Source organism: Sphingobium sp. 15-1 (assembly GCF_013375535.1).
GTDB classification, from domain to species: Bacteria; Pseudomonadota; Alphaproteobacteria; order Sphingomonadales; family Sphingomonadaceae; genus Sphingobium; species Sphingobium aromaticivastans.
This window is the reverse complement of the sequence record NZ_JABXJG010000001.1, coordinates 2,555,589-2,576,003: the sequence shown is the minus strand read 5'-3', so window position 1 is coordinate 2,576,003 and position 20,415 is coordinate 2,555,589. Positions and strand designations below refer to the sequence as shown.

Genomic DNA, 20,415 nt, shown 5'->3' with positions numbered 1-20,415 from the left:
CTCTCAATGGATATGGCGGAAGTTTAAGCCCTTCGGCTGATTCAGGGGCGGGCAATAACGGCTGGCTGGCCGGCAAAAAGGGGCGAGAGCCGGGGCGCTTTGGGGGGTGATACGAAGGAGCGTCCTTGGCATATCGTGCTCCTGCGAAGGCAGGAGCCCAGTTCAAACGGCGGGACTGGGCTCCTGCCTTCGCAGGAGCACGGACCTCAGGCAGCCAGCCGCCTATCCTGTCTCCAATGGCTGAGGTCCCGCCCGATCAGATCCTCCAGATCGGCCATGTCCCGCGCATAATAGTTGACCATGCGCTGACGCAGCTCGGCAGGCAACGGCGGATAGGCGATCTGCCGGGCGAACACGCCGCGCACCCGCTCGAACACCGCATTGCCGCGCAACGGGCGCACCGCCTCCTTCAGCGGCGCGAGCGCGGTGCGCACCGGCAGGGGCAGGAAATGTTCGCTGCTGTCATTGCGCGGATCGGACCCCACCTGCGTCGAATAATGGCAGGGCGCGCCGATATGGTCGCTGACGATGGCGACCGTGGCTTCGGGCGCGGCCTTCACATCTTCGAACAGGATGACTTTGATCTGCTCCGCGCTGAAATGGCCGAGCCAGCGGCGCAGATGCCTTGCATAGAGGCCATCCTCCAGAAAGCGCGGCTGGTCGCTGGGGCGGCCGTCCAGATAATGGTCCGGCCCCTGGGTCACGGTGCCCCGCCGGAACAGCATCTTGTAATCGGAATAGGCGCGGTCGACCGGATTGCGCAACTGCACCACCAGCCGCGCATTCGGCAGCACGGCGGCAAGACGGGCGGCGGCGTCGGGATGGGCGAGATAGTCGGCGGACTTCTCCCCCAGCATCTGGCCGGGCCGCGCACCCTCGAAGAAGCGGCGATAATGGTCCAGGCCGAGATCATGATCCTGGCTGAAGAAATGCGGTTCCGGGGATGGCAGATAGATCGCCGGATTGTCCTTAAGCTGGTTATGTATCCAGGTCGTCGCGCCCTTGACGGCGCCGATGATGACGAAATGCGGCAGGCGGTCGTTGCTCATGATTGCTTGTCCCTTTCGTCAGGATGCCGGCTCCGCCATCGCGATTTCGAGGCAGTTGGCGAGGCGGTGCATATCCTCCCCGTCAAGCAGATGGTCGACCGGGAAAGCTATGCTGCGGCGTCCCAGCTCCTGCGCCACCGGCAGCGCGCCGTCGCGGCGCACATCCAGTCCGGCAAAGGCCGCCTCCTGCGTCATGTCGGCGCAGGAGCCGCTGCCGACCGGCATGCCCATGCGCGCAATCCGGTCAATGATCGGCGCCGTCCCCGCTTCGTTCAGGCGATCCGCGGCGATGGTGACGTAGAGCCGGTAGAAGGCATGGCCGACATGGTCCGGAATGTCCGGCACCTCCACCGCCGGATCGCTGCGCAGCAAGCGCATCAGCACCTGCGCATTGCGACGGCGGCGGTCGAGCCAGCCGGGCAGCTTGGCGAGCTGCGCCCGGCCGATGGCGGCCTGCATTTCGGTCATCCGCCCATTGCTGCCGAAGCTGTCGTGCAGATAGCGGAAGCCGCTGGCCGTCGCGGGGGTGAAGAATTTGTCGGGATTCTTGCCATGATCCTTATAGGCCCAGGCCCGCTTCCAATGCGCCTCATCGCGCAGCAGCAGCATGCCCCCTTCGCCACCGGTCGACATGATCTTGTCGGTGCAGAAGGAGAAGGCGGCGGCATCTCCAAAGCTGCCGACCGAGCGGCCATGAAGGGTGGCGCCATGCGCCTGCGCGCAATCCTCGACCAGCCACAGCTTCTTTTCGTCGGCCAGCGTCCGCAGCGCATCCATGTCGCAGGGCCATCCGGCGAGATGCACGCACAATATGGCACGGCTGCGCCCGGTCAGCATCCGGCGGACGGATTGCGGATCGATGCCGTTGCTGACCGGATCGATGTCGGCAAAGACCGGCGTCGCGCCCACCGCGACGATGCAGGCCGCGCTGGCGAAGAAGCTGCGCGCGGGCAGGATCACCTCATCTCCCGGCCCGATACCCAAAGCCCGCAGCGCCAGTTCCAGCGCGACCGTGCCGTTGCTGACGGCGACGCCATGGGGCATGCTGCAAAAGGCGGCGAACTCCGCCTCGAACCGGCGCGTCTGGTCGCCATGGACCATCGAATTGACCCGGCCACTCTCCAGCACGCGCATGACCGCCGCCACCTCATCCGCCTCATGTTGCGGCCAGCGCAAGGCGGGATTGTCGAGCGGGCTGAGCCGAAGATGGACCCTGGCTTGGGCAGGTGCAGCTTGCATCATGGTTCCCCCAAAAAAGTCAGGCGACGTCGCGCGGCAGGTGGGTCGGCAAGGCGGCCGGGATTTCGGCGGGGTGCGGCATCATGAACAGCGTGTCGGCGCTTTCGGCCGCCAGCCGCCGCAATATCTCCGCCCAGCGCGAACTGGCCGAGGCGGCGACCATCTCATGCGTAAGCCGCACCAGCTCGTCCGCATCGCCCGCCGCGATCAGCCGGGCGAGCTGGCCGAAACCCTCCACCAGCATCTCCAGCGGAATGGGGGATGGCATGGCTTCGAAAATGCCCGGAATGGCGCTTTCGATCTTGTCCTCCGACGTGTCGAACAGTTCCTCGAACAGCTTTTCGCCAGGACGAAGCCCGATGAACTTGATCGGCACGTCGATCTCCGGCCGCAGCCCCGCCATGCGGATGACCCGGCGGGCGATCTCCACGATCTTCACCGGCTCGCCCATGTCGAGGACGAAGATGGTGCCGCGTTCCGAATCCGTTTCCAGTGCGCGGGCGCTGCTTTGCAGGATCAGCAGCACCGCCTCCTGCACCGTCATGAAGAAGCGTTCGATATCCGGATGCGTGACGGTCAGCGGCTTGCCATTCGCCAGTTGCTGCTGGAACAGCGGGATCAGCGAGCCGCTGGACCCCAGCACATTGCCGAAGCGCACGGTCAGGAAACGCGGGCTGTCCGGATCGCAGCTCCCGATCAGGTCGAGCGCCTGGCAGTAAAGCTCCCCCAATCGCTTGGTCGCGCCCATCAGGCCGACGGGGTTCACCGCCTTGTCGGTGGAGATCTGGATCATCGCCCGCGCCTCGAACTCGCAGACGGCATCGGCCACGTTGCGGGTGCCCAACACGTTCGTATGCACCCCGGCGCAGGGATTGGCCTCCACCATCGGTACATGCTTGAGCGCGGCGGCGTGGAAGACGATCTCCGGCCGCCGCCGCTCGAACACCTGCCACAAGGCCGGGCGCTGACGGATCGAGCAGAGTTCGGCGTGGAAGCGGACATGGGGGAATTTCTCCCGCGCCTCCATTTCGATCGCGTAGAGATTAAATTCGCTGTGATCGAGCAGCACGATCTCGACCGGCGCATAATAAGCGAGCTGGCGCACCAGTTCGCCGCCGATCGTGCCCCCTGCCCCCGTCACCATGATCCGCGCGCCGGTGACGACGCGCTCCAGATAGCTGTGCTGCACGGTGATTTCCGGCCGCCCGAGCAGTTCGGCCAGCGGCATCTTCTCGATCGCCATGCGGTCGCCGTTCAGGGGTTGCGCGCTGGTCCAGGGATTGCGGAAGCGCGAAACCACCAGATTTTCCTGTTCGGCCAGGCTCGCGATGCGCAATATCTGCTGCCGGTCGAGCCGCTCGCTGCTTTCCTGCACGACCAGGCTGACCGGCCGTTTCCCGGCCCGGTCGAGGTCCGCGACGATCCGGGGCAGCATCTCCGGCGACCCCAATATCGGCAGGCCGCCGAGATTCAGCCGCCGCTCATGCCCGTCGAAGGAAATGACGCCGACAATCTCCAGTCCCGAACCGGCATCGGTGGGCACAAGGTCCGCCATGACCCGCGCCCAGTCCAGCTCGCCCAGCAGCAATATGCGGCGGCGCGGCTGGATCGTCCGGCGCAGGCGGGTGGAGCGCACATGCTTGAAGAATAGCCGACGCAGCGCGCGCGCCGCCAGCAGCGCGGCAACGGTCAGCGGCACGTCGACCGTCAGAAAGATGGTCATCGGCCCACGCATCATCTTCTGCGGCGCGATCAGCCCGGCCGTGATCATCCAGACCAGCCAACTGCTGGCGAGCAGGCTGACCGCCAGCGACAGCGCGTCCCCGATCGACAGGAAACGCCAGCTTTGCCGATAGGTGCCGATAACGAACAGCGCGGTCAGGTTGACGCCGACGCACAGGGCCATGAACCAAGGGTCGAACAGCGTCTGCGGCATGGGCAGGTCGGACAGAATCCGGCGGGAGAGCATGAAACTGCCCAGCATGATCAGCGCGTCCAGCATCAGGATGACGGCCAGCCTGATCGCCTGAAAGCGCGTCGCCCCCCGCGCCGCGAAAGCGCGGACGGCAGCATCCAGTCGCAGGAGCGGCGTCTGCGCGGCGGCCTCCGTTCCGTCCTGCCCGGCTGGTGCGATATTCGGCATCCGCTTGTCTCCGATCCCTTGGTCCGCCGGTTGCAGGGGAAGAGGGTTGCCTGGAGGCGTCACCCTGCGATCCCGCCGCAACCGACGGTGAGGATAAGGCTATCGAAACAGGCGCTTCCCGGTAATCGGTCGACCGGACATCATCCTTTATCCCATGCGCGACCCGTCCGGCGCGCTTGTCCGCCCATTGGGGCTAGAGGGCCGGCGCGATGGCGCCCGCCGCGGCGCCACACGGCGCCGGGAGGGGATGCGCCCTGCCTCAAAGGGGTAATCTACCGATGCACCGCCGGACAGCGCGGTGGGCTGTGATACCCCCGTCTAATAAATCCACATGTTTCTGCGCAGGCAGGAACACGGTCCGAATCGAAGGCCAAAGGGAGGCATATGCGCCATGAAAGTCGTGATCCTCTCCAGCCTGTCCTGGTCGCTGATCAATTTCCGCGGCGCGCTGATCGCCCGGATGATCGATGAAGGGCATGAGGTGGTCGCCTGCGCCCCCGATGAAGAGCCGGAAGTGTTGGAGAGGCTGGCGCAAATGGGCGTTCGCTTCCGCCGGACGCCGATGGCGCGGGCGGGCACCAACCCGTTGCACGACGTCCGCACCCTGCTGCATTACCGCCATCTGATGCGCGGCGAGCGGCCCGATGTGGTCGTTGCGTATACGCAAAAGCCCATCATCTATGGCGGCCTTGCAGCACGGCTTTGGAGCCGGGCGCGCTATTTCGCGATCATGAGCGGCCTGGGCTATGTCTTCAGCGAGGAGGCGGAGGATCGCCGCTGGCTGCGGACGATCGTCTCGCTGCTCTACCGGATCGGCATCGCCAGGGCGCGGTGCATCTTCGTGTTCAACGGCGACGATCATCGCGTGATGCGGGACAGCGGCATCGTCTCGGCCGGACAGAAGGTGATGCAAGTGCCCGGCTCAGGCATCGATGTCCGGCATTTCGCCGGGCAGCCGCTGCCGCAGGGGCCCTTCACCTTCCTGATGATGGGGCGCCTGATGCGCGACAAGGGCGTGGGCGAATATGTGGAGGCGGCGCGGATCATCCGGGCGCGGCGCCCCGACGTGCGCTTCCTGCTGCTGACCCGGCCGGAGACCGAGAATCCGACCGGCTATACCGCCGCCGATCTGGAGCGATGGCGCAAGGCGGGGCTGATCGAGTTCCTGCCCGAAACCCGCGACGTGCGGCCTTTCATCGCGTCCGCCCATGTCTTCGTGCTGCCCTCCTTCTACCGCGAGGGCCTGCCGCGCACCATCCTGGAGGCGCTGGCAACCGGGCGGCCAGTGATCACCACCGACATGCCGGGATGCCGCGAACCGATCCGGGATGGAGTCAACGGCCTGCTGGTGCCGCCGCGCAACGGGCCTGCATTGGCCGCCGCGATGGAACGGTTGATCACCGATCCGCCGCGTCTGGCCGCCATGGCCGGCGCGGCGCGGCGGACGGCGGTCGACATCTATGATGTGGACAGGGTGAACGCGATGCTGCTGGACGTCATGCAATTGCGCGACGCCGGCGCGCCGACAGGGTCTGCGGCGCCGTCGCCCGCCATGCTGGTGGCGGAGCGCGCATGACCGCCTGCCTCCGCCCCTCGGCATTGCTGGCCGCCGGGCTGCTCGCCCTGCTCGCTCCGCTGTTGCTGCTGCTGGCGGTGCTGGTGCTGCTGGGGCTCGGCCGGCCGGTGCTGTTCCGCCAGGTTCGAAGCGGCCTGGGGGGACGGCCATTCGCGATGATCAAGTTCCGCACCATGCGGGATTTGCGCGACGCGCACAGGACTTTGCTGCCCGACGCGCAGCGGGTGACGGCGCTGGGCCAGTTCCTGCGCCGGTCGCGATTGGACGAACTGCCCGAACTGATCAACATCGCGCGCGGCGAGATGGATTTCGTCGGTCCCCGCCCGCTCCTGCCGCATATGATCAGCGCCATGGGCCGCGACGGGGTGGAACGCGGCAAGGTGCGTCCCGGCCTTACCGGGCTGGCCCAGGTGAGCGGCAACACCCTGCTCACCGTGGAGGAAAAGCTTCGCTTCGACCTCTGGTACGGACGCAACCGCAGCGCCCGCCTGGACGCGCAGATCATCGCCCGCACGCTGCTGGTCGTGACGAGGGGCGAGAAAAGGATCGATTGGCATGCCGATGAAGCGCGCCCTCCTCATTGGGGCAGTTGAAACCACCCGGATCGCCTTCGACGCGATCGCGCGGCATCCCGCATGGGAAATGGCCGCCCTCGTCACGCTCGATCCCGCTTTGGCCGGCCGCCATTCGGATTATGTCGAGCTGGAGCCGGAGGCGCGGGAACAAGGTTGCCCGGTCATCCATGTGGACAATATCAACCGGGAGGAGGCGCTGTCCGCCATCCGGGACGCCGGGGCCGACATCGCCTTCGTCATGGGCTGGTCGCAGATCTGCGGACAGGCCTTTCGCGACCTGTTTCCGGACCGGGTGGTGGGCTATCATCCCGCCGCCTTGCCCCGGCTGCGCGGGCGGGCGGCCATCCCCTGGACGATATTGCAGCAGGAACCGATCACGGCGGGGACGCTGTTCTGGATCGATGCGGGCACCGATACCGGCGCCATCGTCGACCAGCACTATTTCCATGTCGCGCCGATGGAAACGGCCGCGACGCTCTATGCCAAGCATATGCGGGCGCTGGCGGTCATGATGGACCGCTCGCTGGGGCGGATCGCGGCGGGGGAGATGCCGCGCATGGTCCAGGACGAAAGCTGCGCGACATGGGCGGCGCGGCGCACGCCGGCGGACGGGCTGATCGACTGGCGGCAACCCGCCGTCGATGTGCTGCGCCTGATCCGGGCGACCGGCCATCCCTATCCGGGCGCCTTCACCCGGTCGAACGGCGCGGAGCTACGCATCTGGGGGGCGGCGCTTTCGGACATGGGCGGGCGTCATGCCGCCTCGTTGGGCCAGGTCGTTGCGCGGACGGCGGAAAGCTTCACCGTCCTGTGCGGCCAAGCGACCGCCCTTACCGTCACCCAGTGGAGCGGCCCCGACAAGCCGCCGAAACTTCACGCCATTTTAGGGGATTAGACCCATGTCTCTGCCTTTCAACGCCCGCCGGATCGCGGTCGTCGCGCCCCATCCCGACGATGAGATATTGGGCTGCGGCGGAACGATGGCGCGGGCGGCGGCGGCGGGCGGCGAGGTGCATGTGATCGTCGTCACCCGCGGCCAACCGCCCTTGTTCGACGAAGAACTGGTGCGGCAGATCCGGACGGAAACCCTGCGCGCCCATGACATGATCGGCGTGGCCGATACGCAATTCCTGGATTTCCCCGCCGCCGGACTGGACCAGGTCAAACGAAGCGATCTCAACCAGGCCCTGTCGTCGGCTTTGTCGCGGATCGAGCCCGACCTGCTGCTGATCCCCTTCATTGGCGACATTCATCTGGATCACCAGATCGTCTTCAATGCCGCATTGGTCTATGCGCGGCCCCGCGGCAGCGGCGGTCCCGGCTGCGTCCTGGCCTATGAGACGCTGTCGGAAACCAACTGGCTGGCGCCCGGCGTGACCCCGGCGTTCATTCCCAACATGTTCGTGGACATCAGCGAGACCCTGGAACGGAAGGTCGCCGCCTTCCAGGCCTTCCAGAGCCAGGTGAAGCCCCAGCCCGACGAACGGTCGGTCGAGGCCATCCGCGCCCTGGCGACGTTGAGGGGCGCGACGGCCTATCGTTACGCTGCCGAAGCCTTTGTTCTGGTTCGACAAATTTATTAACTTGTGTTAACCTGCCAGCGAATCGTCTGGGCGGTGAATCAGCGCGATTCTGCCCCCGGCTACACCGTTTGAAATACCACCAAAGTTGTAACTTTGGCTGTTGCAACCGCAGCATCTACCATCAGTCGCAAGAAAAATTCGGAAAATTAACAGTGCGTTAACGCGTTATTGCGTGCACTCAAAATTTCCATTGTACATTCCGGGACTCTCGCGGCAAAAATATGGTACTGATAAGTTGTTGAAAGAAAAAGAAAGGGTCGCACTACAGGCATTTGATTACTGGTCTTCTACATTCCGTTTGGGGCCTGCTTACGGAGGTAGAGGAGATCATGAGGGGACCACCCAATGTCTTACCCAGTTAATGTGCGTCTGTTGTGCGGTAATGCGATCGTTCGGGAAGGGCTTAGCCGCATCCTGATGGAAAGGGATTTCCGCGTAACCCAATATCCGAATGTCACTACGGTGCTTCAGCAAATCGAGGTGCCGGAAGAAGATACGGGACCATCCCTGTTGCTGATCGACGATGGAACTGACGCGATGGATGTCGAGACGCTGTCGGTTCTGCAGAAACGTTTTCCCTGTTCCTACCTTGTCCTTCTATCCGACCGATTCGATTTCCAGATCATGTTGAAGGCGTTCCGGCTGGGAGCGCTGGGCTATATCGTCAAGGAAATTTCCTGCGACCGGCTGGTGGCGACTCTGCGGCTGGTGGCCATGGGCGAGCGCGTACTTCCGCCGCAACTGGCGGACGAACTGCAATCCCGGCCAAGCCTGACCGACGCGATGGAAGTCGAACGCCCGGTGGACGCGGCCTGCCTGTCCGACCGGGAGCTGGAAATCCTGCGCTGGCTGATCATGGGATGCCCGAACAAGGTCATCTCCAAACGGATGGACATCAGCGAGGCGACCGTGAAGGTCCATGTGAAGGCCGTGCTGCGCAAGCTGCGCGTCAAGAACCGGACCCAGGCGGCGATCTGGGCGGCCAATCACGGCATGCGCGGACGCGTGACGGAGGTCGAGCCCGAACTGCCCGTCGCCATTCCCCACCCGGCGCAATTGCCGGTCCTGGAACTTGCGGGCGTGGCCAGCCGCGTCTGATCTTCACGACCCCAACGGGGGGATCGTCATGCGCTATGATGTGAAGGGCGTGCTGACCGCACGCGCCTTGCCGATGCTGCGCGGCCGGTTCGGCGGCTTCCTGGTCAAGGGAAGCCGGCGCCGGCTGGTGGCGGTGGGGCATTTATTGTCGGGCAATTTCCTGAACGCGCTGATCATGTTGGTCAGCGTGGCGATGGCGGCCCGATCCCTGGGACCGGCGACCTATGGCGTCATGGTGCTGGTCCTGTCCTATAATCGCGTCGTCGAGCGAATCCTGCGCTTCGAATCCTGGCAACCGCTGATCCGGTTCGCCGTGGAAGAAGAAGCGAAGGGTTCGCCACGGCGCTTGCAGCGGCTCTACTGCTACGGCCTGATGCTGGACATGGGCGCGGCGGCGCTGGCCGCCGTCAGCGCGATCGGCCTGGCGTTGCTGTTCGGTCCGCTGTTCGGCCTCAAACCCCTGCATGTCGAACTGGTGGCGATCTATTCGGTCGCGACCCTGTTCAACATCGCCGGCGTGCCGACCGCCGCGCTGCGCCTGTCCGGCCAGTTCAAGATGCTGGCCTACGCGCAGGTCGCGGGCAATGTGCTGCGCATCCTGCTCGCCTTCTTCTGCATGGTGACGCAAGCGGGCGTGATCGGCTTCATGATCGCCTGGACGGTGTCGCAGGCGCTGGGGTCCGTGCTGGTCTTCTGGGTCGGCTTCCGTGCCCTGCGGCAGATGGGGATACCCAATCCGCTGCACGCCCGGCTGAAGGGCCTGGTGAGGGATTTCCCCGGCTTCTTCGGCTTCGCCTGCTCGACCAACCTGTCGCTGACCCTGCGCGTCATCACGACGGAGGCGGACTCGCTGTTCGTCGGCGCGGTGGCGGGCAGTTCGGCGGCGGCGGTCTATTATCTCGCCAAGCGCATCGCCAAGGTCGCGACCCAGGTCGGCGCGCAAGTGCAGGCCGTGGTCTATCCCGACGTCGCGCGCATGTGGGCGAACGGCAATATCCGCAACTTCCGGGCAGCCACGCTGCAGGTGCAGATCGCGCTGGCGGCGGTCGGCCTCGCCATGCTGGCGGGGGCCTGGCTGTTCGGGCCGCTGCTCATCCGGGTGGGGCCGGGCGCGGCCTATTCGGACACCTATATCCTGCTGCTGACCCAGTTGGTGGCGGTGATGCTGATGCTGCACGCCGCCCCTTCGCGATCGGCCATGCTGGCGATGAACCAGAGCTGGAAGGTGCTGGCGATCTCCGGCTTCGGCACGGCGCTGTTCGTGGCGGTCGCGGCCTATGCCGTGCCGCGCTATGGCGCGATCGGCGGGAATATCGCCCATGTCGTGCTGGGCGTGGCGACAGCCGTGCTGCTGGACGTGAGCTGGCTGCGGCGGGCAAAGGTTCGGAAGGTCGCGGCGAGCGTGGTGGGGTAAGCGGAGGCGGGACGTGGCCATTTGCGGACATTAGGCGCGCCGTGTTCCTGCGAAGGCAGGAACCCAGTTCAGACGATGCAATGATACACGGAGGGCGGAACTGGGCTCCTGCCTTCGCAGGAGCACGGCATACTTCAAGGAAAGCTGACTGTCCGCTTCCCACCCATTCCGCTAATCTTGGCCGTCGCCGCCCTTCAACAGATGCGCGACGATCTGCGTCCGGTTGGAGGCGCCGTTGACCGCCATGATCGCCCGCACATGGACCTTGACCGTGCTTTCGCTGATGTTCAGCCGCTGGGCGATGTCCTTGTTGGAGGCGCCTTGGGCGAGCAGGCGCAGCACATCGCGTTGCCGCTTGGTGAGCAGTTTGAACTTGTCCACCGCCAGCGCGATCCGCTCATTGAGGCCGTCGGCCGCGCCCGGCTGGCGCGACCGCAAAGCCGCGGCGAGCGGGACCGGATAGACCGCCAGCCCTTCTTTCAGCAGGAAAAGCACACGCTGCATGGTGACGATGCCCGTGCTGGAAGGCAGCAGGGCCTGCGCTCCGGCCGCGACGGCGGTCTGCATCAGCGCTTCATTGCCATGGTCAGCGATCACCAGGACCGCGGCGGTGGGCCACAGCCGTTTCGCCTGGGCGATGTGCAGCGGCAATGCGGTGCTTTCCAGTTCGGAATCCCCGGTCTGGAACAGGATGATGTCGGGCGGCTCCCCCGATGCGGGCTGATCCAGGCTGGATTGCTGCACTATCCGCGTGCCCGCCGTCTCCAGCGCGACGGCGATGCAGGCGCGGCGAAGCGGGCTGCCGTCCAGGATCAACAGATTGAGACGGGGAGCATCCTCTTTCACTATCAGGCTTTCGAAACGAAAGGGAGGCGAAGGCGCCTCCCGCGAAGGCGGCGGGCCGCTCACGCCGCCTTGCGCGCAAAGGCGTGGCGGACCCGGCTGGCCCAGCTCTGGCGGTCAGGGAAGCTGTCGGAATAATAAGCGGCCGATCCCATGTAGAACTGGACCGCGTCGCCATAGCCGCGACGGGCGTGCTCCTCATAATCGACCTGGTTGAAGACGGCCCCGACCACCTGATTGTTCACCATCTGGAGCGAGGCGCGAAGCTGTTCCACCGTCGTATGCCCCCAGCGCACGACCATCACGGTCGAATCGGCCAGGGTGGAGAGGGTCCGCGCATCGCGCACGGCCAGGATAGCGGGCGCGTTGATCACGACCAGGTCGAACCGTTCGCGCAGATCGTCGAGCAACCGGCCGATCTGCCAGCCCTGCACCACGGCGGCTGGATTGCGGATTGGCCCGCGGGTGCTGAGCACCACCGGCATCAAGGCGGTGGGGGCCGCGCCTTCCGCCGCATCATGTTCGACATGGCGCTCCGCCTGCGGGATGAGTCGCCGGCTGGCGCCCGCATGGGTCAGCACTTCGATCAGGTCGGGCGTGTCGGAACCGTCCTGGATCGAACGCAATATGCTGGGGCCGGGACGGCGCAGGTCGAGATCGACCACGATGGCGCGGCGGCCCATCGACGCGGCGGCGGCGGCCAGCGTCAGCGCGACGCTGGACTTGCCGTCGCCCGGCAGCGGCGACGTCACCAGCACGCGCTGGCTTGCGTCCTGATGCGGCAGTTCCCCGATCTCGCTGGCCAAGTTGCGGGCGACCTCCGTGAACAAGGATTGCGGCTGGGTGGTCACGGGATTGTCCTCGATCGTGGTGCCGATCGATTCCTCCAGCTTCGGCAGCATCGCCAGCGTCCGCAGGCCGAAGAGGCGGCGGAGCTGGTCCCCGCTGCGCAGCCGGTTGTCGAACATCTCGATTCCCAGCACGATCAGGAAGGCCAGCACCGAGGAGCCGACAAAGGCGGCCAGCGCCATTTTCTTGGGCGCGGGCGCGACCGGTTGCAGCGGCACGGCGGCGGCCGACACCATGGAGGAGTTGACGCCGGTGGTCTGCAGTTCGGACTGCACCGTCTGGGCGCGCTGCGCCGTGGTGAGATAGGCCTGGCGCGCCACCTCCGCCCGCCGATCGAGGATCGAAAGATCGACCAGATTGGCGTTGTTGCGGAAGGCCGCGCCGGTCATGGCGTTTAGCTTCGACTGGAGCTGCCCTGCGCGGGCCGAGGCGGCGCTCGCCTCCGCCACCGCCATCGCCCGCTCGCGCCCGGCATCGGTGTCGTTCTTCGTCTGCTGGGTGGTGACGACCGAGGCGCGTTCCTGGATGAGCGCCTTGCTCACCTGCGCGATCTGCGCGGAGAGCGCCTGCATCTGCGGATGGTTGGCGCCCATCTGAACTGAAATTTCGGAACGCTGACGAATCAGGTCGTCATATTGCTTCTGCAGATTGTCGAGCGCGGGTGAAGTCGCGCCCGCCACCGTCCGCAGGGTGGCGGCCCGGCTGACGCCGGCGGCCTGCGCCTGCATCGCGCTGCTCATCGCGGCGGTGGACGCGGCTTCCACGGCGATGCGGTTCATCTGCTGATAATCCTCCGCACTGCCCGCACCCATCGGCATCAAATGCTGGCGGCGGAAATCAGCGACGGCGCGCTCGGCCAGTTCGACCTCATGGGCAAGACGGGCGGTTTCCTTGTCCAGCGCGGTGCTGAGGCCGTTGCGCCAGCTCTGACGCCGCTGCGAGCGCATCTTCTGCAGGCTGTCGACGAAGCGGTTGGCGATGCGCGAGGCCAGTTCCGCCTTGCGCGACTGGACGGTGATGTCGATGAAATCGGAGTCGGTCGAGCTGGCGACGCGGGTGGTCTTGGCGAGTTGCGCCGCCGCCTGCTGCGCCGTCATCGGCACATTATGGGTGAAGGCCGGATTGCGGTCGAGATTGAGGTCGCGCACCACCTGTTCGGCCAGCGCCTGTGAGCGGTATATGCGCGCTTCATTGGCGACGCGCTGCTGGTTGCGGGTGGCGTCGGCCTGGTTGGAGCCGGTGGAGTCGTTCAGCTCCACCTGCACCGTCGCGGTCGCCTCATAACGGTTGGGCAGTTGCAACTGGACGATCAGCACCACCACCACGCAACTGATGACGATGGCCGCCACCAGCTTCATATGCCGCCGCAGCAGGAACCAGATTTGGCGCGCCGACATCTGCTGCAGTTCGAAGGACAGGTCGCGCGGCTTTTCCCCACCGCCGCCGGATGCGGCGCCATCGATCAGAGTGAGCTGTGCAGACGCCATGATAGTCTCCCAGTCGCATCGGGCCCGTCGCATCGGGCGCGCGCGGGCCGCCTGCGGTGAGGCAGTCCTCATTGACGGCGATAGTGCGGGTTGCGGCGGGATAGAGCAAAAGCGCATCGGGGCCTTGGGCTGCGCATAGGTGCTAACCCTTCGGATGAAGGGTCAGCCCCCGCCCGGCATAGATATTTCCGGCATGTGTCTGACTATTCCGGATCGCCCCATTCCGAACCATTGTCGGGAAGTTGATCAAGGATAAGAACGCTTCCACACAGGGGAGCGCCAATGATCGCGGAGCTGACATATCAGGATCTGAAGCCGGGGGCGCTGGCCCGGCTGTTCCGGGCGGGCCATCCGGCGGTGCTGGTGCGCTGTCCGGAGATCGTGGCCCCGCTGTGGCGCGGACTGCTGGAAGACCCGGCCGAACAGATGCCGTGGGAAGCGCCGCTGGTCGACATGGCGCGCAACTATCATGGCAGCGGCGACATCACCGCCAGCCTGGGCGACCTCTTCTATTTCCAGCCCGGACGCCATGGCTATATCGCCCGGAAAATGGCCTTGTCGCGGGACGCGCGGGAGGGGCGCGTCACCATGCGGCCGGCCCATTTCATGCAGGGGGCCGGACATTATGCGCCGCGCCAGGCGCTGCTGGACCAATGCTGGGCCCTTGGCGCGCAACTGATGGCGGCCCTGGCGCCCGAAGGCTCCCCGCCCGCCATGTTCCAGGTGGTGGTACAGCGGCTGAAATATCAGGAGACCATGGGCGATTTCGACCGGCTGGGGGCGCTGGCCCGCAATTCGCTGGGGCGGTGGGGCCGGGCGGGCTGCGCGCTCGACGAAAGGCGGTGGCAGGCGGCGGGGGCGCTCAGCCCGCGCGGGCTGTCCGATCTTTACGGCCTGCTGGCGGATGCGCCCGTCATCGGGCGGCTGGTGCAGGGTCTCAACCGCCTGGCGCTGCGCCGCGACCGCAGCCGGGCGATCGTGCCGGGGCAAAGGCTGATCGAGGGCGCGCATGTCGACTATCGCTATTTTTCCGCCCTCTGCGGCCAGCGGGATCATATGCTGACGCAGGTCTTTGCCGATGGGCGATGGATCGACCTGCCGATCGATCGCGCGACATTGGCGGTCTTTCCCGGCAGCATGGCGACGCAGGCCTATGGCGTGCGGCATGTGCTGCATCGCGTGCTGCATGTGGAAAAGGAAGATCAGGGCGGAACAGGCAATCCGCGCACGGACAATGTGACGCTGCTGATCGGATCGGCTTGATGCGAAGAATGGGACCAATTTGAGCCGGATGATCTTACATGCTCCTGCGAAGGCCGGAGCCCAGTTCAAACGGCGGGACTGGGCTCCGGCCTTCGCAGGAGCACGTTCATTTAGAATTCCGGCAATAGCTGCGGCCCGACCGGCCGGGCGTAGATCAGCCGCACAGCGTCGGACCGGACCGGCTTGCGCCGCGCATAGGTGGCGGCCAGCGCGACCATGACCGGCATCACCCACATGCGGGAATACATGTGCGGATAGGACAGGGTGTAGATCAGGAAGACCAGCACCACCGCCGCCGCCATCGCCCCCTTGTCGCGGCTGATCCGCAGCCCGTTCACCGCCAGCAGGCCGATCAGCGCCAGCAACAGGATCAGGCCGCAAAAGGCGATGGCGCCCCCTTCGTTCCAGATCAGCAGGAACAGATTGTGGACCGGATTGTCATAGGCGGACAGTTCGCGATAGCGGTCGACGCCCATGCCGATGATCGTGTTGTCCTCGGCAAAGCTCCAGGCTTCCTCCATGAGCTGCGACCGGTTGATGAAGGTGCCCGCCTGGTCGATGTCGCCGCTCTCCACCGCATTGCCGACGCGTTCCTGAAAGGCCTTGGGCAACGGCGCGCCGCTGGCGAGAAACAGGCCCGCGGCCACCGCCACCGCCAGCCCCAGACGCAGGATGTAGCGCACCCCCATCAGCAGCAACGTCGTGAAGATCGCCAGCAGCGAGGCGGCGAAACCGGTGAAGGACGCGCTGAGCATCAGGCCCCAGAGCAGCAGGATCAGACAGGCGAAGCCGCCAAGGCCGCCGATCAGCCGGTGCCGCATCGAATAGAGCAGCATGGGCAGCGAAAAGGCGACGACCGCGCCGTTGGGATTGGGCTGGCCCGCCATCGACCCCAGACGGCCGTTGCCGGTGATGAAGCCATCGCCCAGCCAGTGCAGCGTATCATGGAAAGTAAGGAAGAAGCTGGCGGCGATGCCGATCGCTTCCGAACAGGTGATGCCCAGCATGAAGATCAGCGGGGCGATGCGCACCGTCCTTTCCTCCTGCTGCATCAGCAGGATCGGGATGAAGAGGAACGCCACCGTATATTGCAGCGCGATGTTGACCCAGCGCAACGGGTCGCCGTTGATCACCGATCCGACGAAAAGCCCGCCCAGCATCATGACCAGGCCAGTGAGCCAGAAGGGCGTGAGCGAGCGGAAGGGCGTGGCGCTGAGCCGTCCCCGCAGGCCGGAGATGGCGAAGCTGATCAGGAAGAAGAAGTCGGAGAAGGTGAGGTTGATCTGCCCGACCCGCAGCAGGCCCCAGCCGCTTAGGAATATCGCGACCAGCAGGCAATAGCGGGCGACCCTGTCCCAGATCTGCTCATGGACGGCGAAGACATCCGGCCGGATGACGGTCGCTGAAGAGGCAGGCGAAGCGGGGCTGGCGAGAGTCGTCACGGCGAATGAAGCTGCGCCGGGCGCATGCCGGGCGCAAACGCCCTTCGGGGCAGGACAAGGGACGATTCCAGCCATCCGCACTATCCGAATTTGCCGGCGCATCAGCCTTGTGATCCGTTGAAATGCCCATGGGACTGACGGGATAAATGCGCCGGAGCGCCGCCGGACCGGCAGGGCGCTTCATGCGACAAGGATGACCCTGGTGACGGATGCGTTCCTGCCCCTGCGCGATGCCCCCCTGCGCGATGCCGAAGCGCCCCCAATGGCGGAGCAGGCCGTCGAAGCCGCCGCCCCCGCCGCCGGACAGGCCGCCATCAAGCTGATCTATGTGGCGGGCTATGGCCGGAGCGGGACCACCCTGCTCGACATCGCGCTGGGCGAGCATCCCGCGATCATGGGCGCGGGCGAGGTCACGACGCTGGCGCGGCATGTATGGGACAGGGACGAATATTGCGCCTGCGGTGCGCGGGTGCGGGACTGCCCGAAATGGAAGGCGATCGTTGCGCGCTGGACGCTGGGCGAGCCGAAGGGATTTCTGGAAGATTATCGCCGGGCGCAGGAACGGACCGAGGGGCTGGTCGCGCCGGGGCGGCTGTTGCGGTGGCCGGGATGGCGCGATCACGGGCGCCGGACGATGAAATTGCTGCGCGGCATGGCGATGGTGTCGGGGCGGCCGATCCTGGTGGATTCATCGAAGCTGCCCGGACGCGCCTTTGCGCTGGCGGCGATGCCGGGGATCGACCTGCATGTCGTGCATGTCGTGCGCGATGGGCGCGGAGTCGCCTGGTCGCTGATGAAGGGACATCGGCAGAGCGTCGAAAAGGGCGTGCAGCGGGAATTGCGGCCCAAGCCACTGTTCTACACCGCCTTGCGCTGGTCGATGGTCAATCTGGCCGCGGAATGGCTGTGCCGCCGGGTCGGGCCGGGGCGCAGCATCCGCGTCCGCTACGAGGATTTCGTGGACGATCCGCGCGGGCAAATCGCCCGGATCGTCGCGCTGGTGGGGGAGGAACCGCATCTGCCCGCTACCGGCCTTGCCCCCTTCGAACCGCAGCATCAGGTCGCGGGCAGCCGGCACCGGATGCAGAAATCGCTCGCCATCCGGGGCGATGACAAGTGGAAACGGGAAATGCCGGGTTGGAAGCAGCGGGTCTTCACCCTTTTGTGCGCGCCTTTGCTGCGCCGCTACGGCTATACGCTGCGCGGCGGAGATGCAGCATGAGGCGGTTGCTGATCTTTGTCCTGCTGCCCGTCGCGATGGCGGGCTGCTCCGGCGCGGGCAGCGAATCGCGGGCGCAGCCGGTGAAGGGCGAACCCGCCTTTCCCGGCGCGGTCGGCTATGGCGCGGCGGCCAAGGGCGGGCGCGGCGGGCGGATCATCCCGATCGATACGCTGGCCGACAGCGGGCCGGGATCGCTGCGCGCCTGCATCGACGCTTCTGGACCGCGGGTGTGCATATTCCGGATGAGCGGCGTGATCCGCTTCACCACGCGCCCACCTGTCATCGCCAACCCCTATCTCACCATAGCCGGGCAGACGGCGCCGGGCGGAGGGATCGTCATCGCCCATGCGGGGGGCGAGGAAGGGCGCACGCCGATCCTGATCAAGAACACGCATGACATCGTCATCCGTCATATCCGCGTGCGCAACGACCGCACCGGCATCCATCGGGGGTCGGAGGACAGCTTCACCATCGAAAACAGCCGCCAGGTCATCATCGACCATGTGAGCGCAAGCTGGGCGCGGGACGAGCTGATCAACGGCTATGGCGACAATGACTGGATCACCATCAGCAACAGCATCTTTGCCGAGGGGATTCCCCGCCACGACAAATGCGCGCTGCTGGCGAGCGATCCCAAGGGGCCGCAGCATCTGAGCTTCATCGGCAATATCTGCGCCCATAATGGCGACCGCAATCCGGACCTCAACTTCCCGCCCGGCTCCTGCGCGGAGGTGATCAACAACATCCTCTATAACGGCCAGTCGGAATTCGCGGAGATCTGGGAAAGCTTCGGCGGCGTGCCGGTATCGCTGATCGGCAACAGCTTCATCGCAGGCCGGAACACCCGGCCCGACACGGTGGGCGTGGCGCGCAACGTCATGGGGTCGAAGGGGCGGGCAAAGGTCTATCTGGCCGACAACCGGTTCGACGGCGATTTCGTCCACCTCTCCCCACTGCTGGAGGAGGCGACAGTGGACAGGCCCCCCTGCCCTTCCACCATCGCGGCGGAACCGGCGGACGCCGCCTATGAGGCGGTGCTGGGCGATGCGGGCGCCTTCCCCCGCGATCCGTTCGACCGGCGGATCGTCCATCAGGTGCGCGAGCGCAAGGGGCATATCGTCAAGCAACCCGGCGTGATCGACGAACCCGGTCCGGGCGCGCCCTATCCCGATGCGGACGGCGACGGCATGGACGACCGCTGGGAAGCGCGGCATGGCGCCGATCCGCGCAAGCCCGATCCCTGGGGCAATGCGGACGGCACCGCCCATCTCGACCGGTTCCTCGACCAGCGTTCCCGCGAACTGATCGACGGGGACGCCGGATGAACGCACCCCTGCCCCAACTGACGCCCGCCGATGCGGCGGAGGACCGTCGCCTGCGCATCTGCTTTCCCTTTTCCGGAGACAGCATCGGCGGTAGCCATATTTCGGTGCGGGGGTTGATGGAGCATCTCGACCCGACGCTCTACCGGCCGGTCGTCGTCACCGAAGTGCCCGGCGGCATGATCGCCAATTTCTTCGCCGGGCATGAGCGGATGGACGATCCCGCCGCCCAATCCCTGTTGGTGCCGGGTCCATTCGTTCCCGGCGAAGCCTTCACCCTGCGGAAATTCGGGCGGACGCTGGCCGGCGTGCTGCCGCGCATGCGCTTCCTGCGGCGCCACCGGATCAACATTGTCCATGTCAATGACGGGCGGAGCAGCGCCAATTGGGCGCTGGCGGCGCGGCTGGCGGGCGCGAAGCTGATCTGGCACCATCGCGGCGATCCGAAGGCGCTGGGCCTGCGCCTGCTGGCCCCTGCCCTTGCCCATCGGGTGCTGGCGGTCTCGTCCTTCGCCCTGCCGCCCCAGGGCGTCTGGTCGGCGCGGGACCGGGCGTCGGTGGTGCACAGCCCCTTCGACACCAGCCTGGAGGTGGACAGGATCAAAGCGCGCGAGGCGCTGATCCGCGAACTGGGCGTGACGCCGGACACATTGCTGCTGGGCTATTTCGGCGCCTTCGTGCCAAGGAAGCGGCCCTTGCTGTTCGTCGACATGATCGCCCGGCTGCGGAAAGCGGGCGGCCGTCCCGTCATCGGCCTGATGTTCGGGGAGGCGCGCCTGCCCGCCATGGATGCCGCCCTGCGCAAGCGGATTGCCGACAAGGGCGCCGGGAATCGGGTGAAGCTGATGGGCTATCGCACGCCCGGCCCCTTCTGGATCGCGGCCTGCGACCAGCTTGTGGTGCCCGCCGTGGGGGAACCGTTCGGGCGGACGCTGGTGGAGGCGATGCTGGTCGGCACGCCCATCGTCGCGGCCCGCTCCGGCGGGAATATCGAGGCGCTGGAGGGGGGCGCCGGGATATTGGTCGAACCCGACGATGCGGAGGCCTTGGCGCGGGCTTGCGAGGGGCTGGGCGACGCCCGCCCGATGGCGCTGGCGGCGCAGGCCGACGCGCGCCGCCGCTTCAGCGAAGCCACCCATGCCGCTCAGGTCAGCGCGATCTACGAAGCGCTGCGGCCGTGATCCACCTTCCGGACTGCTACATGCTGCCATGTTCCTACTGAACCCGAATGGATGGCGCTAAGCCCATCGGCGCACTCCCGATGAAGTAGCCCTTATCCCTATGCCCCCACCGCGCCCGCGCCATTTGCA

At 66.1% G+C, this 20,415-nt stretch carries 16 protein-coding genes; 10 read left to right on the top strand and 6 right to left on the bottom strand.

Annotated features, from left to right (window positions below):
* Positions 1-206: 206 nt before the first annotated feature.
* From HUK72_RS12240 to HUK72_RS12230, 3 genes are read right to left on the bottom strand one after another with little or no spacing between them, the layout of a single operon-like run.
* A complete protein-coding gene (locus tag HUK72_RS12240; protein WP_176597015.1) occupies positions 207-1,049 on the bottom strand; it encodes a sulfotransferase in 843 nt (280 codons plus the stop codon).
* Positions 1,050-1,067: 18 nt separating this feature from the next.
* Positions 1,068-2,291, bottom strand: coding sequence for a DegT/DnrJ/EryC1/StrS aminotransferase family protein (locus HUK72_RS12235; RefSeq protein WP_176597014.1), 1,224 nt, complete (start codon positions 2,289-2,291; stop codon positions 1,068-1,070).
* A gap of 16 nt (positions 2,292-2,307) precedes the next feature.
* On the bottom strand, positions 2,308-4,431 hold the full coding sequence (locus HUK72_RS12230) for a polysaccharide biosynthesis protein (RefSeq protein ID WP_176597013.1): 2,124 nt from the start codon (positions 4,429-4,431) through the stop codon (positions 2,308-2,310).
* A 391-nt stretch (positions 4,432-4,822) separates the two neighbouring features.
* Here HUK72_RS12230 and HUK72_RS12225 point away from each other — a divergent pair, with 391 nt between their 5' ends.
* From HUK72_RS12225 to HUK72_RS12200, 6 genes are all read left to right on the top strand, one after another.
* A complete protein-coding gene (locus tag HUK72_RS12225) occupies positions 4,823-6,007 on the top strand; it encodes a glycosyltransferase family 4 protein (RefSeq protein ID WP_176597012.1) in 1,185 nt (394 codons plus the stop codon).
* Entirely contained in the window at positions 6,004-6,600 is a 597-nt protein-coding gene (locus HUK72_RS12220; protein ID WP_176597011.1) for a sugar transferase, read from the top strand. Before HUK72_RS12225 ends, HUK72_RS12220 begins: the two co-directional genes overlap by 4 nt.
* A complete protein-coding gene (locus tag HUK72_RS12215) occupies positions 6,563-7,477 on the top strand; it encodes a formyltransferase family protein (protein WP_176597010.1) in 915 nt (304 codons plus the stop codon). Before HUK72_RS12220 ends, HUK72_RS12215 begins: the two co-directional genes overlap by 38 nt.
* A 4-nt stretch (positions 7,478-7,481) precedes the next feature.
* Positions 7,482-8,165, top strand: coding sequence for a PIG-L deacetylase family protein (locus HUK72_RS12210; RefSeq protein ID WP_176597009.1), 684 nt, complete (start codon positions 7,482-7,484; stop codon positions 8,163-8,165).
* A gap of 345 nt (positions 8,166-8,510) precedes the next feature.
* Positions 8,511-9,263 (top strand): response regulator transcription factor, encoded by a 753-nt coding sequence (locus tag HUK72_RS12205; RefSeq protein ID WP_176597008.1) that lies wholly within the window; start codon positions 8,511-8,513, stop codon positions 9,261-9,263.
* Between the two features lie 28 nt (positions 9,264-9,291).
* The gene (locus HUK72_RS12200) at positions 9,292-10,677 is read left to right on the top strand and encodes a lipopolysaccharide biosynthesis protein (protein WP_176597007.1); all 1,386 of its coding nucleotides are present in this window, start codon (positions 9,292-9,294) and stop codon (positions 10,675-10,677) included.
* A gap of 171 nt (positions 10,678-10,848) precedes the next feature.
* On the opposite strand, the gene HUK72_RS12195 is transcribed toward HUK72_RS12200, so the two are convergent.
* Together HUK72_RS12195 and HUK72_RS12190 are read right to left on the bottom strand one after the other, a co-directional pair.
* Positions 10,849-11,523, bottom strand: a complete 675-nt coding sequence (locus HUK72_RS12195) for a response regulator transcription factor (RefSeq protein ID WP_176597006.1) — start codon at positions 11,521-11,523, stop codon at positions 10,849-10,851.
* Positions 11,524-11,582: 59 nt separating this feature from the next.
* Positions 11,583-13,856 (bottom strand): polysaccharide biosynthesis tyrosine autokinase, encoded by a 2,274-nt coding sequence (locus tag HUK72_RS12190; RefSeq protein ID WP_176597005.1) that lies wholly within the window; start codon positions 13,854-13,856, stop codon positions 11,583-11,585.
* Positions 13,857-14,138: 282 nt separating this feature from the next.
* On the opposite strand from HUK72_RS12190, the gene HUK72_RS12185 reads away from it, so the two are divergent.
* A complete protein-coding gene (locus tag HUK72_RS12185; protein ID WP_176597004.1) occupies positions 14,139-15,119 on the top strand; it encodes a 2OG-Fe(II) oxygenase family protein in 981 nt (326 codons plus the stop codon).
* 110 nt (positions 15,120-15,229) lie between these two features.
* On the opposite strand, the gene HUK72_RS27625 is transcribed toward HUK72_RS12185, so the two are convergent.
* Positions 15,230-16,561: an O-antigen ligase family protein gene (locus HUK72_RS27625; RefSeq protein ID WP_176597838.1), complete on the bottom strand. Its 1,332-nt coding sequence runs from the start codon at positions 16,559-16,561 to the stop codon at positions 15,230-15,232.
* Positions 16,562-16,763: 202 nt separating this feature from the next.
* Here HUK72_RS27625 and HUK72_RS12175 point away from each other — a divergent pair, with 202 nt between their 5' ends.
* The 3 genes from HUK72_RS12175 to HUK72_RS12165 are packed head-to-tail and all read left to right on the top strand — an operon-like array spanning position 16,764 to position 20,286.
* On the top strand, positions 16,764-17,783 hold the full coding sequence (locus tag HUK72_RS12175) for a sulfotransferase (RefSeq protein WP_369805951.1): 1,020 nt from the start codon (positions 16,764-16,766) through the stop codon (positions 17,781-17,783).
* Positions 17,780-19,108 carry a polysaccharide lyase family 1 protein gene (locus tag HUK72_RS12170; RefSeq protein ID WP_176597002.1) on the top strand — a complete coding sequence of 443 codons (1,329 nt, stop codon included), beginning with the start codon at positions 17,780-17,782 and terminating at the stop codon, positions 19,106-19,108. The genes HUK72_RS12175 and HUK72_RS12170 overlap by 4 nt, the downstream gene beginning before the upstream one ends.
* Positions 19,105-20,286 (top strand): glycosyltransferase, encoded by a 1,182-nt coding sequence (locus tag HUK72_RS12165; protein ID WP_176597001.1) that lies wholly within the window; start codon positions 19,105-19,107, stop codon positions 20,284-20,286. Before HUK72_RS12170 ends, HUK72_RS12165 begins: the two co-directional genes overlap by 4 nt.
* The last annotated feature ends 129 nt before the right edge of the window (positions 20,287-20,415 follow it).